This is a genomic window from Rhodococcus sp. 2G (assembly GCF_001886355.1).
Classification (GTDB): domain Bacteria; phylum Actinomycetota; class Actinomycetes; order Mycobacteriales; family Mycobacteriaceae; genus Rhodococcus; species Rhodococcus pyridinivorans.
In genome coordinates, this window is sequence record NZ_CP018063.1 from 3,860,513 (window position 1) to 3,874,090 (window position 13,578).

The 13,578-nt window shown below is 66.2% G+C and carries 15 protein-coding genes; 9 read left to right on the forward strand and 6 right to left on the reverse strand.

Annotation, left to right across the window (positions count from 1 at the left end; genetic code table 11):
- Window position 1: 1 nt before the first annotated feature.
- The gene (locus tag BO226_RS18145) at window positions 2–1,906 is read right to left on the reverse strand and encodes a glycosyltransferase (RefSeq protein WP_006553469.1); all 1,905 of its coding nucleotides are present in this window, start codon (window positions 1,904–1,906) and stop codon (window positions 2–4) included.
- A 143-nt stretch (window positions 1,907–2,049) separates the two neighbouring features.
- On the reverse strand, window positions 2,050–3,057 hold the full coding sequence (gene rfbB, locus BO226_RS18150) for a dTDP-glucose 4,6-dehydratase (RefSeq protein WP_071935885.1): 1,008 nt from the start codon (window positions 3,055–3,057) through the stop codon (window positions 2,050–2,052).
- Window positions 3,058–3,090: 33 nt separating this feature from the next.
- Between rfbB and rfbA the strand changes: the two genes are divergently transcribed.
- From rfbA to BO226_RS18165, 3 genes are all read left to right on the forward strand, one after another.
- Entirely contained in the window at window positions 3,091–3,966 is an 876-nt protein-coding gene (rfbA, locus tag BO226_RS18155) for a glucose-1-phosphate thymidylyltransferase RfbA (RefSeq protein ID WP_071935886.1), read from the forward strand.
- Entirely contained in the window at window positions 3,967–4,569 is a 603-nt protein-coding gene (gene rfbC / locus BO226_RS18160) for a dTDP-4-dehydrorhamnose 3,5-epimerase (RefSeq protein WP_071935887.1), read from the forward strand.
- Between the two features lie 71 nt (window positions 4,570–4,640).
- Window positions 4,641–5,084 carry a hypothetical protein gene (locus BO226_RS18165; RefSeq protein ID WP_024102697.1) on the forward strand — a complete coding sequence of 148 codons (444 nt, stop codon included), beginning with the start codon at window positions 4,641–4,643 and terminating at the stop codon, window positions 5,082–5,084.
- A 47-nt stretch (window positions 5,085–5,131) separates the two neighbouring features.
- On the opposite strand, the gene BO226_RS18170 is transcribed toward BO226_RS18165, so the two are convergent.
- A complete protein-coding gene (locus BO226_RS18170) occupies window positions 5,132–5,980 on the reverse strand; it encodes a DUF559 domain-containing protein (protein ID WP_387398664.1) in 849 nt (282 codons plus the stop codon).
- Window positions 5,981–6,097: 117 nt separating this feature from the next.
- The gene (locus BO226_RS18175; RefSeq protein ID WP_006553463.1) at window positions 6,098–6,631 is read right to left on the reverse strand and encodes a GtrA family protein; all 534 of its coding nucleotides are present in this window, start codon (window positions 6,629–6,631) and stop codon (window positions 6,098–6,100) included.
- A 19-nt stretch (window positions 6,632–6,650) separates the two neighbouring features.
- Between BO226_RS18175 and BO226_RS18180 the strand changes: the two genes are divergently transcribed.
- Window positions 6,651–8,075: an FAD-binding oxidoreductase gene (locus BO226_RS18180; protein WP_071935889.1), complete on the forward strand. Its 1,425-nt coding sequence runs from the start codon at window positions 6,651–6,653 to the stop codon at window positions 8,073–8,075.
- The gene (locus tag BO226_RS18185) at window positions 8,075–8,836 is read left to right on the forward strand and encodes a decaprenylphospho-beta-D-erythro-pentofuranosid-2-ulose 2-reductase (protein ID WP_006553461.1); all 762 of its coding nucleotides are present in this window, start codon (window positions 8,075–8,077) and stop codon (window positions 8,834–8,836) included. Before BO226_RS18180 ends, BO226_RS18185 begins: the two co-directional genes overlap by 1 nt.
- Before the next feature lie 60 nt (window positions 8,837–8,896).
- Here the strand turns inward: BO226_RS18185 and BO226_RS18190 are convergent, their stop codons facing one another.
- Window positions 8,897–9,217, reverse strand: a complete 321-nt coding sequence (locus BO226_RS18190) for a hypothetical protein (RefSeq protein ID WP_071935890.1) — start codon at window positions 9,215–9,217, stop codon at window positions 8,897–8,899.
- Between the two features lie 155 nt (window positions 9,218–9,372).
- Between BO226_RS18190 and BO226_RS18195 the strand changes: the two genes are divergently transcribed.
- The gene (locus BO226_RS18195) at window positions 9,373–11,301 is read left to right on the forward strand and encodes an arabinofuranosyltransferase (RefSeq protein ID WP_198040576.1); all 1,929 of its coding nucleotides are present in this window, start codon (window positions 9,373–9,375) and stop codon (window positions 11,299–11,301) included.
- Here BO226_RS18195 and BO226_RS18200 read toward each other — a convergent pair.
- Complete coding sequence (locus BO226_RS18200; RefSeq protein WP_071935892.1) at window positions 11,276–11,716, reverse strand: DoxX family protein; 441 nt, start codon at window positions 11,714–11,716, stop codon at window positions 11,276–11,278. The genes BO226_RS18195 and BO226_RS18200 overlap by 26 nt on opposite strands.
- Before the next feature lie 128 nt (window positions 11,717–11,844).
- Here BO226_RS18200 and BO226_RS18205 point away from each other — a divergent pair, with 128 nt between their 5' ends.
- Genes BO226_RS18205 through BO226_RS18215 form a run of 3 tightly spaced genes read left to right on the forward strand, consistent with a single transcriptional unit; the run spans window position 11,845 to window position 13,576 of the window.
- A complete protein-coding gene (locus BO226_RS18205) occupies window positions 11,845–12,147 on the forward strand; it encodes an SAV_915 family protein (RefSeq protein WP_064257661.1) in 303 nt (100 codons plus the stop codon).
- Window positions 12,144–12,419 (forward strand): hypothetical protein, encoded by a 276-nt coding sequence (locus tag BO226_RS18210; protein ID WP_064257660.1) that lies wholly within the window; start codon window positions 12,144–12,146, stop codon window positions 12,417–12,419. The genes BO226_RS18205 and BO226_RS18210 overlap by 4 nt, the downstream gene beginning before the upstream one ends.
- Window positions 12,416–13,576 carry a hypothetical protein gene (locus BO226_RS18215; RefSeq protein ID WP_064257659.1) on the forward strand — a complete coding sequence of 387 codons (1,161 nt, stop codon included), beginning with the start codon at window positions 12,416–12,418 and terminating at the stop codon, window positions 13,574–13,576. The genes BO226_RS18210 and BO226_RS18215 overlap by 4 nt, the downstream gene beginning before the upstream one ends.
- Window positions 13,577–13,578: the final 2 nt, after the last annotated feature.

Below are 13,578 nucleotides of genomic sequence, written 5' to 3' on the forward strand. Positions count from 1 at the left end.
TCTACCCGTCGATGCCGTACAGGCGCGCCCAGTTCTCGCGGCTCGTGAGCTTGGGGAGCGCTTCCTGCCAGACCGTCTTCATCCGGGGCGCTTCCTTGCGGAGCTGCCAGCACACCTTCGCGGCCTGCTTCGCGAGGTCGACGGCGGTGTCCTTGTCGCGGTGACGCACCCGCACGGCGTTCTGCGAGGCGTCGGTGACGACGGCCTTGTCGAACAACGACACGTGCCACCACGATGCGAAGTGAGCGGGAACGGTGACCGTCCGGCGGTCGACCTTGCCGGCGAACTGCTGCACGGCACGCTTGAGCAGCACCAGGCCCTCGCGCTTCTTGTCGGGCTCGAACTGCCAGACCGACATCTGCGTGTGCGGATCGGATTCCTTGCCCACCTGCGCGGCCGGAAGCGGCTTCGTCTCGGGATAGCGGTCGCGCAGTTCGCGCAGTTCCTTCAGCACGGACTGGCCGCCGTCGTAAAGGAAGTCCGGTCCGGCAAGGAAGTCCTCCGCAGCCTTGATGAAGGTCGCGGCGAGACCGTACTGCATCGAGACGATGAGCTCACTGATCTTGCGGAACAGGTACTTCGACATGTCGTTACCGTCGAAGCGCCCGTAGATGGACGAGACGATCAGGCCGTTGCGGATGCTGAAATAGCGCGCCCAGTCGTCGTAGTCCTTGAGATAGAAGTCGGCATGCCACACACCCGCATTGGGCAGGGTGACCGTCGGATGCCCCGCGTACCGGGCACGGATGCCGTATTCGATGTCGTCCCACTGGAAGAACAGCGGGATGGGCAGACCGCAGTCGGCGATGATCTCGGCGGGCAGCAGGCAGGTCCACCAGCCGTTCCAGCCGGCGTCGAAACGCATGTCCTGCTTCTTCTTCACGAGGTCGATGCCCATGCGAGCACCCGGAGTCAGTGCGCCGGCGGTGATCTCGTCGAGCACCTCACGCTCGGCCGAGACGTGCAGGACCTGGGGATTGCTCAGCGACAGCATCTGGGCGCCGACGATCGTCGGCTGCACCGTCATGTTCGCGAAAGCGTTGAGACGCAACACCGATTCGGGTTCGCACAGGATGTCGTCGTCCATGACGATGACGTTGGCGTGCTCGGCCTTGGCGGAACCGGTGATCTCGTACATGCCGCGCGAGAAGCCACCCGCACCACCGAGATTCGGCTGGGTCAGGTAGATGAGCTTGTCGCCGAGCTTGTCGGCGACCTCGGCGAACGCCGAGCGCGAGCGCACCTGGTCGGTGCCCTGGTCGACGATGCACACCGCTTCGATGTCGGCCATCGCCCCGTCGTCCGAGGCGAGAGTGCCGACGGTGACGGTGCAGTCGTCGGCGCGGTTGAACGTGCAGATGACCACAGCCGCGGGACGCAGGTGCTCGGGAGCGGCGACCGTCCAACGTGCGTCGGAGACGAGCACCGATCCGTTGCCGGCATCGATGGAGAACCACATCGCACCGCCGTCGACGAACCGTTCGATCGGCAGCTCGAGGTCGAGCTCGCCCGAACCCGACACCGTCTCGACCGTCACGATCCGCTCGCGTCCGCGTGCATCGGACGCCCACACGGTGAACTCAGCCGTACCGGAGCAGCCGTAGGTGAGCTGCAGGTTCACGGTCTTCACGTCGGTCCAGCGCTGCCAGAACGTCGCGGGAAAGCGGCCGAAATAGGTGTTGGTGTGGGCGGTCGCGCCGTCGGCGAGCTGCAGCCCGTAGCGGTCGGACGCCGCGCCACCCTTCGTGTGGACGTACATCTTCTCCGGCACGCGCGGCGACAGAGATGCGAAGACACCGCGCTGGACGATCAGCCGGTCGCGACGCACCGGTTCGGTGAGAACCTCGTCCAGTGTGTCCGCCTCATGTCCGATCGTGCTTGTGTCGCCGGCAGCTGCCTGCTCCATCGGGCTACTCCCCGCTCGTGGTCGATCCGCTGTTTTCGATGCGACAGTAGCAGCGGAAACAGGAGCTCCACGGTTGTGTGCGTCGTGTACCGGTGTTTCGACCCATTCGCGAATTGTGCCGGGACCACCCCGAACGGCGCGGGTTATCCGCCCAGAACGCGCTCGACGCGCCTGTAGGCGGCCTCGGTGGCCCGTTTCTGTGGCGTCCACCACTGCTCGTGGGCGCGGTACCAGTCGATGGTCGCGGCCAGGCCCTCACGGAAGTCGCGGTAGCGGGGCGCCCAGCCCAGTTCGGTGCGCAGGCGGGTCGCGTCGATGGCGTAACGCAGGTCGTGGCCGGGGCGATCGGTGACGAAATCGAACTCGTCACGGCCCTTGCCGCACAGCTCGAGGACGGTTTCGACGACGGTGCGGTTGTCGGTCTCCCCGTCGGCGCCGATCAGATAGGTCTCGCCGAGCCGGCCGTGTTCGATGATCGTCCACACGGCGCTGTTGTGGTCGTCGACGTGGATCCAATCCCGCACGTTGGTGCCGGTGCCGTAGAGCTTGGGGCGCACACCGGTGAGCACGTTGGTGATCTGGCGGGGGATGAACTTCTCCACGTGCTGATAGGGGCCGTAGTTGTTCGAGCAGTTGGAGATGGTCGCGCGGACGCCGAACGAGCGCACCCAGGCGCGCACCAGCAGATCCGAGCCGGCCTTCGTCGACGAATAGGGGCTCGACGGGTTGTAGGCGGTGGTCTCGGTGAAGCGGGCGGGGTCGTTGAGGGCGAGGTCGCCGTAGACCTCGTCGGTGGAGATGTGGTGATAACGCACGTCGTACTTGCGGACGGCCTCGAGCAGCGTGAAGGTACCCACCAGATTGGTCTGCACGAACGGCGCGGGGTTCGCCAGCGAGTTGTCGTTGTGGGATTCGGCGGCGAAGTGCACCACCAGATCGGTGTCGGCGACGAGCCGGTCGACCAGCTCGGCGTCGGCGATGTCACCTTCGACGAAGGTGATCGTGTCGGCGACCGGGTCGAGGGAGGCGCGGTTGCCGGCGTAGGTGAGCTTGTCGAGCACGGTGACCTGCGTGTCGGGTCGTTCCGCGACGGTCTGATGGACGAAGTTCGCGCCGATGAAACCGGCACCACCGGTGACGAGCAGCCTCATTGGCGCAAGCCTACTCATGCGAGACTGTCCGACATGCGCGGAATCATCCTCGCGGGTGGGACGGGCTCGCGTCTGCATCCGATCACCCAGGGCGTGAGCAAGCAGCTCGTGCCCGTCTACGACAAGCCGATGATCTACTACCCGCTCTCGACGCTCATGCTCGCCGGGATCCGCGACATCCTCATGATCACCACCCCGCACGACGCCGGACAGTTCCGCTGGTTGCTCGGCGACGGTTCGCAGTTCGGCGTGAACATCACCTACACGATCCAACCCTCACCCGACGGCCTGGCACAGGCCTTCGTGCTCGGCGCCGACCACATCGGAACCGAGCCGGTCGCATTGATCCTCGGCGACAACATCTTCTACGGCCCCGGCCTCGGCACCCAGCTCAAACGCTTCGCGCACATCGACGGTGGTGCGGTGTTCGCGTACCGGGTGTCCGACCCGTCTGCCTACGGGGTGATCGAGTTCGACTCCACCGGCCGCGCCCTGTCGCTCGAGGAGAAACCCGACGACCCGAAGTCGAACTTCGCGGTGCCCGGGCTGTACTTCTACGACAACGACGTCGTCGAGATCGCACGCTCGCTGAAGCCGTCGGCGCGTGGCGAACTGGAGATCACCGACGTCAACCGCACCTATCTCGAAGCGGGGAAACTGCAGGTCGAGGTGTTGCCGCGTGGCACCGCCTGGCTCGACACCGGCACCTTCGACTCGCTGCTCGACGCGTCGAACTACGTGCGCACCATCGAACAACGTCAGGGATTGAAGATCGGTGCGCCCGAGGAGGTCGCGTGGCGCCTCGGGTTCATCGACGACGAGCAGTTGCGCGCCGCGGCCGAGCCGCTGGTGAAGTCGGGCTACGGCAGCTACCTGCTGGATCTGCTCGAACGAGGAAAGGACCGCTAGGTGCAGTACCGCGAACTGAAGGTCGCCGGGGCGTGGGAGATTACGCCGAAACAGTTCGGCGACGACCGGGGCGTGTTCCTCGAATGGTTCAAGCAGGAGACCTTCGTCGACGCCGTCGGCCGGCCCCTGGAGTTGGCGCAGGCAAACTGCTCGGTCTCCGCCGCCGGAGTACTGCGCGGCATCCACTACGCGGATGTCCCTCCCGGACAGGCGAAGTACGTCACGTGCGTGTCGGGGTCGGTGCTCGACGTTGTCGTCGACCTGAGGGTGGGGTCGCCGACCTTCGGGCAGTGGGATTCGGTGCTGCTCGACACGAAGGACCGGCGCGCGATCTTCCTGTCCGAGGGCCTCGGCCACGGTTTCCTTGCCCTCGAGGACAACTCGACCGTCGTCTACCTGTGCTCGACGGGCTACGACCCCGACCGTGAGCACGAGGTGAACCCGTTCGATCCGGAGATCGGGATCGACTGGCCCACAACAGGACCTGACGGCAGGTCGCTGACCTACGAACTGTCGGCCAAGGACCGGACGGCACCCACCCTCGCCGACGCCCGCGAAGCGGGTCGTCTCCCGCACGCACAAGACTCAGCCACCGATCCGTAACATCTTGGGGCTCTTCCCGATAGCCAGGGCAGTGCTTCCGCACCGACATACCGAAGAGACAGGATCCGACCGTGAACTTGAAGACCACCCTCGGACGGGTAGCGAGCGTCGGCGTCGCAGCCGCCGTTACCGCCGGCCTCGCTGTTGCCGGAACTTCCACCGCTTCCGCGGACTCGAACTGGACCACGTTCACCAATACGGTGGGTCTGCACCTCGATACGGGTTCGAGCGGGTATGCCGGCAACGCAACCCCGTTCATCGATGCACCGGTCGTGCTCCGAACCGACCCCGCCTCTCCCGAACTGCCGCTGTGGGTCGGTGGTATCGGCTCCCCGTTCTGCCCGTGCACCGTGCACTGGCACAACGAGACCACAGGTGAGCGCGGGAGGGTACGTGCCAACAGCACTCTGCTCCCCTCGGAAACGGGTGCCGGGGAGATCTCGGCATACGTCACCATCGACGGCAACGTCAGCGTCACCGCCGTTCGTGGCGTCGCCAACTGGACCGCCCGATAGCAGATCTGGTTGTTCCGACGGCGTTCAGCGCGGTCGGAACAACCAGATCATCGGGTGCGGCCGAGTGCCGCACGGATCCGGCGTACGACGCCGTCCGGGTCCTGCGTCAACATGTGCCAGGTGAATCGCAGAACGTGCCATCCTGCGTTGATCAGGACGTTCTGTCTTTCGATGTCGTGGCAGTGACGGTCTGCGTCACGATGCCACGCCCAGCCGTCGATCTCTATCGCCACCCGTTCGGCCTCGAACGCGACGTCGATCTCGTATCCACAGCTCATCACGTGTGCACGCCAGCCGGTGAACCCTGCCTGACGTAGCAGCCGATGGAAGATGCGTTCGGCCTGGGAATGCCCGCCGTCCCGGGCGGTGCACAACAATTTCTCCGCAGCGCGCGACCCACGACGTCCCGGATTCCTCAGGTGGGACCGCTCCAGCAGAGCCAACGACGTGTGTCGTTGAAGTGCTCTGTCCATGAGGACGGAACCCTCTTTCAGCTCGACCGCTGCCTCCAACACCGTGAGAGGTACACCTGTGACCCGCAGCCCGCGCACGGTCACGATGTCGTCGGCGTGCAGGTCCCTGCGACGGAGGTGCACATTCCCGTTTCTCACGATGGCCCGCCCATGTGGGACGGTGACGAAGTAACGGGCGGGAGGCCTGTCGAGGATTCCGTGCCACCACGCGGCGCTCGGACCCCATGCCGTCGCCGCACGTCCCGCACCGTAGACAGCGGCGCGAAGGTGCACCGAAGGGGTCCGCTCCCGATCGGCACGGAGATACACACCGGGAACCAGTGAGACCCATTCACCCGACCGCACGTAGTGATCGATGATTGCGATGCTCAGACCGCACCGCACCGCCTGATCGCGGGTGACGACACCGTCCTGCCTGGCCATGATCGCGTGTGCTCGGGAGCGTGACATATCCGGTTCGACGCCACAGGAGCCGGACCGGTTCCACACAGCTCGGATCTGGTTGGTCCGACCGTGTATGTCGCCGTCGAACCAACCAGATCAGCGCAGGCGGAAGATCACGACCCGCTGGACGACGAAGTTGATCACCGTCGCGACGCCTTGGGCGACGACGAAGGCGAAGGGCGTGACCCACCACTCGTCGCCGAGGGCTTCGTTGAGTACACGGTTGATGCCGACCTGTGCGGCGAACGTCACTGCGTAGAGGACCACCACGGCTGCGAAACGAACGCGGCTCGGCGGGGCCTTGAAGGTCCAGCGGCGGTTGATCAGGTAGGCGGTGGTGGTGCCGGCCACGAACGACAGGGCCTTCGCGACGTCGCGCGTGACGCCCAGTGCCATGAGCAGGACGTACAGGCCGTAGTCGACGATCGCCGAGAACCCACCGGTCAGGACGAACCGGGTGAGCTGCGTCTTCAGGTCCAGCGCTTCGTCGGCCGTCGAATCGGTCAACGGCAGTTCGGGAGCCAGTGGGGCGTGATGCTCCGGCAGCGGCTGCACATGGTCGTGGGATTCCGGCACGCAGACGAGGGTAACGCCCGTGAGGAACAGCATCTTGCCGGGTGACCAGGACACACGGGTAGCCTTTATCCCGATGTCCACGACAGCTACGGAGCAGGCGAGCGAGCCGCTCCCCACCCAGACCCGCACCCTGACCGGCTGGGGGCGCACTGCGCCGACCACCGCAGAGGTGCTGTCCACCCCCGACATCGAAGTGATCGCCAAGGCGGTCGCGCGGGTCGCGGAAGACAACGAGTCGAAGCCGTCGCACCTGCGGCGCGGCGTGATCGCACGCGGGCTCGGACGCTCCTACGGCGACCCCGCGCAGAACGCGGGCGGGCTCGTCGTCGATATGACGGCGCTGAACAAGATCCACAGCATCGACCGTGACTCCCGCAAGGTCGTGGTGGACGGTGGTGTGAGCCTCGACCAGCTCATGCGCGCCGCGCTGCCGTTCGGTCTGTGGGTGCCCGTCCTGCCGGGCACGCGCCAGGTCACCATCGGTGGTGCGATCGGTGCCGACATCCACGGCAAGAACCACCACAGCGCGGGCAGCTTCGGCAACCACGTCAAGTCCATCGACCTGCTCACCGCCGACGGCCAGGTCCGCACGTGCACCCCCACCGGGCGCAACGCCAAGCTGTTCTGGGCGACCGTGGGCGGAATGGGTCTGACAGGCATCATCCTGCGCGCGACCATCGAGATGACCCCCACGGAGACGGCGTACTTCATCGCCGACAGCCGCCGCACCGAGTCGCTCGACGAGACGATCGCCCTGCACAGCGACGGTTCGGAAGCGAACTACGACTACTCCAGCGCATGGTTCGACGCCATCTCGCCGGAGCCGAAGCTCGGCCGCGCCGCAGTCTCCCGGGGCAACCTCGCGAAGCTCGACCAGCTGCCGAAGAAGCTGCAGAAGGACCCGCTCAAGTTCGACGCGCCGACCCTGCTGACCCTGCCCGACGTATTCCCGAACGGGCTGGCCAACAAGTTCAACTTCTCGGTGATCGGTGAGCTGTACTACCGGAAGACGAAGAACGCCGACAACCAGGTCCAGAATCTGACGGCGTTCTACCACCCCCTCGACCTGTTCGGGGAGTGGAACCGCGGCTACGGACCCAACGGCTTCCTGCAGTACCAGTTCGTGGTGCCGCCGGAAGCGGTCGAGGAGTTCAAGAAGATCATCCGCGACATCCAGGCGTCGGGACATCACTCGTTCCTCAACGTGTTCAAGCTGTTCGGTGAAGGGAACAAGGCTCCGCTCAGCTTCCCCATCCCCGGCTGGAACATCTGCGTCGACTTCCGGATCAAGCCGGGCCTGAACGAGTTCGTGCGCGAACTCGACAAGCGGGTCCTCGAGTTCGGTGGTCGCCTCTACACCGCGAAGGATTCGCGGACCGACGCGGAGACCTTCCACGCCATGTACCCGCGGATCGACGAGTGGCTGAAGGTGCGCCGCTCCGTCGACCCCACGAACGTCTTCGCCTCCGATATGTCCAGAAGGTTGGAACTCCACTGATGATCAACGCCGTCGGCAATCCCCAGACCCTGCTGCTGCTCGGTGGCACCTCCGAGATCGGCCTGGCCATCGTCGAGGAGTACCTCCGCAAGGCACCGGCCCGCGTGATCCTCGCGGCCCTGCCCGGCGACCCGCGTCGTGAGGACGCCGTCGCCCAGGCGAAGTCCGCGGGTGCGACGCAGGTCGACCTGATCGACTTCGACGCGCTCGACACGGCGAGCCACCCGGCCGTCATCGACCAGGCGTGGAAGGACGGCGACGTCGACATCGCGATCGTCGCCTTCGGTCTGGACGCCGACGCCGAGGAGCTGTGGCAGAACCAGAGCAAGGCCGTGCGGGTCGCGGAGGTCAACTACACGGCCGCCGTCTCCGTGGGTGTGCTGGTGGGCGAGAAGATGAAGGCGCAGGGCTTCGGGCGCATCATCGCGATGTCGTCGGTTGCCGGCGAGCGCGTCAAGCGCGCCAACTTCGTCTACGGTTCCACCAAGGCCGGCCTCGACGGCTTCTTCCTCGGACTCGGTGAGGCGCTGCGCCCGTTCGGGCCGCGCGTGACCGTCGTGCGCCCCGGCCAGGTGCGCACGCAGTTCAGCGCGCACGTCGACGAGGCCCCGCTCACCGTGAACAAGGAAGATGTCGCGAAGCTCGCTGTCGCGGCCTCCGATCGCGGCAAGGAGATCGTCTGGGCGCCGGGCACCTTCCGGTTCGTGATGATCGTGCTGCGTCACCTGCCGCGCGCGATCTTCCGCAAGCTGCCGATCTGACAGACGTGCACCCTCTGCCCCGCCGGACCCGTTTCGGCGGGGCAGTCGTCTTTTCGGGGTCTACCGGACGTAGCCGGTTTCGCTGTGGATCATCCCGGGCGGCCCGTAGCACCAGTGGTTGATCGACCCTTCGTTCACGAAGACACCGTTCACGATGCCGTCCTGCCCCGCCTCGTTCGTCGCGTAGCCGACACCCGGCGCCCCGACGACGATGCACTGGTAGGGATCGACGCCGTGGTGGTCGTACAACCGGCCGTCGATGGGACCGCCGGGCGCACCCGGTTCGATCACCGGATACGCCGAGGCCTGCGCCGCCCCGAAGACGAGGAGAGGTGCCGTCGCGAGCGTTGCAAGGGCCGCACGAACCGCTTTACCTGTCATGATCTGAGCCTTCCGTTCGGATTCCCCGGGCGGTACCGACAGCCCGGTTTCCCGACGCAACTTCCAGGATGAACGTCCCGACCGGTGGACGGCGGCGTTTTGCGGCGCGGATCGGGCCACCACTCGTCTCGCGGACGCATCTCTATGCTCGTGGGGTGCTCGCCGACACTCCTGTAGCAGTCGCCCCGTTACGCCGTGCAGTCTCGACGCTCGTGCAGTTCGTCTGCGCAGCGCTCGTCGCAGCACTCGTCGCCGCGGTGGGGCTGTTCGCTTTCGACCGTGTGCAGTGGCCGGCGTTCAATTCGTCGAACGTGACGCAGGCCGTCACCACCGTGATGCAGTTCGCGGCACTCGCCGTGCTCGGCCTGTCGATCTATCTGTTGCGTCGCCGCAGATGGGTGACGGGGGCTCGGGTGTTGTCGTGGGCGGCGCTGTCCGGTCTGGTCACCGCGACCCTCGGGATGCCGCTGGCCGCGACCCGTCTCTATCTGCACGGCATCTCCGTCGATCAGGAGTTCCGCACCCAGTTCCTCACGCGGCTGACGGACAGCGCGGCGTTGCGCGACATGAACTACGCCGATCTACCGTCGTTCTATCCGGCCGGGTGGTTCTGGATCGGTGGCCGTGTCGCGAACGTGCTGGGTATGGACGGCTGGGAAGCGTTCAAGCCGTATGCGATCGGTTCGCTGGCGGTCGCGGCGGTCGTCGCCCTGGTGTTGTGGTCCGAACTGGTCCGCTCCGACCTGGCGGTGCTCGCCGCCACCGCGACGACGCTCGTCGTGCTGGCCTACGGTTCGCCGGAACCCTACGGAGCGGTGATCGCCGTGCTGGTCGCGCCGGCGTTGGTGCTGGCCTGGGGCGGTTTCCTGCCCGCTACGCGTGGTGGGCGGGGACGGCAGGGCTGGGGTGCAGTCGTGGGGACGGGCCTGTTCCTCGGTCTCGCCGCGACCTTCTACACCCTCTATCTCGGTATCGCGGCGTTCGCGGTGACGGTGATGGCCGTCGTCGCGGCGTACCTCGCGCGTCGCGCCACCGGGTCGTGGCGCGCGGTCCTTCCGGTGCTCGTCCGTCTCGTGGTGATGGCGTCGATCGCGGTGCTCGTCGCGTTGATCGTGTGGGCGCCGTTCGTGTTCGACGTGCTGGGCGGTAATCCCCCGTCCGAGTCCGGGACCGCGACCCACTATCTCCCCGATGCCGGTGCGCGACTGCCGTTGCCGATGTTCCACATGTCCCTGATCGGACTGTTGTCGTTGCTGGGCACCGTGTGGCTCGTGGGCCGGGCGTCGTCGTCGCATCGGGCGCAGGCGCTCGGGCTCGGGGTGATCGCGGTCTACCTGTGGTACCTCGCCTCGATGGCGTTGACCGCCGTGGGCAACACCCTGCTCGCGTTCCGGCTCGAGGTGATCCTGCTCGTACTGCTCGCTGCGGCAGGCGCATTCGCCTTCGTCGACTTCTCGCGGTGGATCAGCCTGGCGACCAGCGAGAATCCGCGCGTGCGCAGGGTGCTCGTGGCGGTGGGGGCTCTGGGTGCGCTGGCGTTCGCGCAGAACATTCCGCAGGTACTCGCCGGCGAGATCACCGTCGCCTACACCGATACCGACGGGGCCGGCGAACGCGCCGACCAGCGACCCGCCGGTGCCGCGTCCTATTACGCCGAGGTGGACGACGTCCTGCTGTCGCAGTTGGGCGGCGAGCGTGACGACCACGTGGTCCTCACGGCCGATACGTCCTTCCTCGCCTACTACCCGTACTTCGGTTTCCAAGCCCTGACCTCGCACTACGCCAACCCGCTGGCGGAGTTCTCCGCGCGGGCCGCAGCGATCGAGGAGTGGTCGGAACTCTCCTCCCCCGGCGAACTGCTCGCCGCCTGGGAGGAGCTGCCGTGGAGAGCCCCCGACGCCGTCGTCTTCCGACAGGGCGCCGAGGGCTACACGCTGCGTCTGGCCGAGGACGTCTACCCGAACGATCCCAATGTGCGGCGGTACACGGTGACCTTCCCCAAGGAACTGTTCGACGATCCCCGATTCACCGTGACCGAGGTGGGGCCGTTCGTCGTCGTCACCGCGACGGACGAACCGGCATGATGCGACGAACCCCGATGTCGCGCAACCACAATCCACCCCAGACCAGAATTCCGGTGTAGATCGGGAAGAGAGTCGTGCTGACGATCGGCTGCTCGGTGAGCAGATTCGTCGCGACAGCACCGCCGAGATAGCCGGTGAGGAGTACGGCGCCGAGGATCGCGGTAGGCGGCAGGACGTAGGCGATCAGGCAGATCAGCAGGACCACGCCGAACACGCGGTTGAGGCTCGGATCGAACCCGAGATCGGCCATCGCTTCCTGCACCTGCGAAACGTTGGCGATGTGGATGATCGAGTCCCACAGCAGGAACAGGACGACGAGACCGCTGACGACCAGGCCTGCGATGCGGGCGGCGCGTGAGGGCGCCGCGACGGTGTCGTCGCGGGTGCCGGTGGTGGATGCGGTGAAGGTGTTCATGACGGCCTCCTGGTAGGTGGGCAGCGGTGCTGTCGCAGATACCGACCGGGCAGGAGCCGGAAACTCATCGCCGCTGCGGTAAGGTCGCGGCGAGTCGTACGGGGGGTACGACGGAATCGGGGGATTCGATGAGCGACGTTCTGTATGTGCCGATCCGACGCCGCGACAGTTCCGGGCAGGTTCGGCTCGAGATGCGCACACTGCCCGACGGCCGGCTGGCGTTGCCCGCCTACACCTCACCGAAGGAACTGGCCCGCTGCTGCGGACCGCAGCAGCCGTGGATGGGCGTCGACAGCACAGGGCTGCAGGAGATCCACCGGACCACCGGGTACGACGTGGTCCTGCTCGACGGCCGACAACCACCGCCACCCGCTGTCGAGGACGAAGACCGTCCGTTCGAGGATCCACTCGGCAGGAGAGCGACCCGGTGACCATCGACATAGGCGACCTCAACGCGGTCGCGAAGCTCCTGGCCACCGGAGCGATAAGAATCGACGAGCTCGGATCCGATCCCGCACCGATACCCGACGCAGGTGCCGCCACCGCACTGCTCGTCGAAGCTCTCGGGTCGATTGCTTCCGCACTGGACGCGGCGGTCCGGTCGCTGGCCGGTGCAGCCGACGCCACCCAGGACAGTCTGCGCGCCTACCAGGACGTCGAGTCGCACACTGCTCAGGAGATCGCGAAGGCCGGTGAGGGATGAGTCTCGACACCCGGGTCTTCGGCGACCCCACCTCCTGCTACGCCTGTGCGGATTCGCTCGCCGACCTCGCCACGGGAGTCAACGACCGGCTGAAGTCGGCACGTGACGGACGCACCGAGTCCGAATTCGAGTTCGGAAGTCCTGCGGGAGATGCGTTCCGTACGACGCTCGACCGCATCATCACCGGGACGACCGAGGCTGCAGACCAGATCGACGTGATCTCCGCTGCCCTACGCGCATTCGCCGACGGGCTCGTCACCGCCCGGTCACGCATGTCGCAGGCCGAGGCGACAGCAGCCGAAGCCGGCATTCCTGTGGAGTTCGGCGTCGGCATCGGTGATCCGATCGATATCGACCCCAACTCGTACGACATTGCACCCCAGGTACTTCGGGCGAAACAGATCGCAGCCTACGAGGCGTCTGCGGGGCTCGTTGCGGAAGGTCGCGCGGCCGAAACCGCAGCGCACAGCGCGCTCGCAGAAGCCTTGCGCGGGCCGACGACGATCCTGAAGGACGCAGAAGCCCAGTGGGGATGGCTCTTGGCGCATACCGTGGGCGGATACATAGCGGCGACAGTCGCCGAGCTGTCGAAATGGGGCAACGAAGCCGCTACGCGAGGTGCGACCCTCGCCCGGCTGCGTGAGCTTGCTGCCGAGGCGGCGCGAATTGGCGATCCGTACCCGGAAGCAACAGCCGCCAGGGCTGTTCGAGCCTTCCAAGGCGGAGCTGACGATGCTGCGCGGTTCGCCGCAGAGAACTCTCGACTGCTTGCGGGGCTCGGTGACAACAAGTTCGTCCAGCTGTTCGGAAAGAACGTCGACAGCTTCCTTCCGGAAGGGTCAGCTCTCTCGAAAATCGGATCCAAGATTCCTGTTGTCGGGTTGGCCTTGACTGGATTGCAAACCTTCCACGATGTCAGCAATGCCGATGACAGTACCGAGGCGGTCGAGGCGGTTGCCAAGAATGTGGGAGGTTTCGTCGCGGGAACAGTTGCGACCGAACTGATTCTTGCCAGCGCAGCAGGCGGACCCGTGACACTCCTGGCAGTTGGCGCCGGAGTCGGGGTCGCGTTCGGTGTGGGTGAAGTGATCGAGCACTGGGACGACATCTCCGGTGCGGCGGGTTCCGCAGCCCGCTGGGTTGGAAACTTGTTCTGAGG

Excerpts from the sequence above, each read along its gene's own strand:
- BO226_RS18145 (WP_006553469.1), bottom strand. The coding sequence starts at position 1,906 with ATGGAGCAGGCAGCTGCCGGCGACACAAGCACGATCGGACATGAGGCG.
- rfbB (WP_071935885.1), bottom strand. The coding sequence starts at position 3,057 with ATGAGGCTGCTCGTCACCGGTGGTGCCGGTTTCATCGGCGCGAACTTC.
- rfbA (WP_071935886.1), top strand. The coding sequence starts at position 3,091 with ATGCGCGGAATCATCCTCGCGGGTGGGACGGGCTCGCGTCTGCATCCG.
- BO226_RS18170 (WP_387398664.1), bottom strand. The coding sequence starts at position 5,980 with ATGGCCAGGCAGGACGGTGTCGTCACCCGCGATCAGGCGGTGCGGTGC.
- BO226_RS18180 (WP_071935889.1), top strand. The coding sequence starts at position 6,651 with ATGTCCACGACAGCTACGGAGCAGGCGAGCGAGCCGCTCCCCACCCAG.
- BO226_RS18185 (WP_006553461.1), top strand. The coding sequence starts at position 8,075 with ATGATCAACGCCGTCGGCAATCCCCAGACCCTGCTGCTGCTCGGTGGC.
- BO226_RS18190 (WP_071935890.1), bottom strand. The coding sequence starts at position 9,217 with ATGACAGGTAAAGCGGTTCGTGCGGCCCTTGCAACGCTCGCGACGGCA.
- BO226_RS18200 (WP_071935892.1), bottom strand. The coding sequence starts at position 11,716 with ATGAACACCTTCACCGCATCCACCACCGGCACCCGCGACGACACCGTC.
- BO226_RS18205 (WP_064257661.1), top strand. The coding sequence starts at position 11,845 with ATGAGCGACGTTCTGTATGTGCCGATCCGACGCCGCGACAGTTCCGGG.
- BO226_RS18215 (WP_064257659.1), top strand. The coding sequence starts at position 12,416 with ATGAGTCTCGACACCCGGGTCTTCGGCGACCCCACCTCCTGCTACGCC.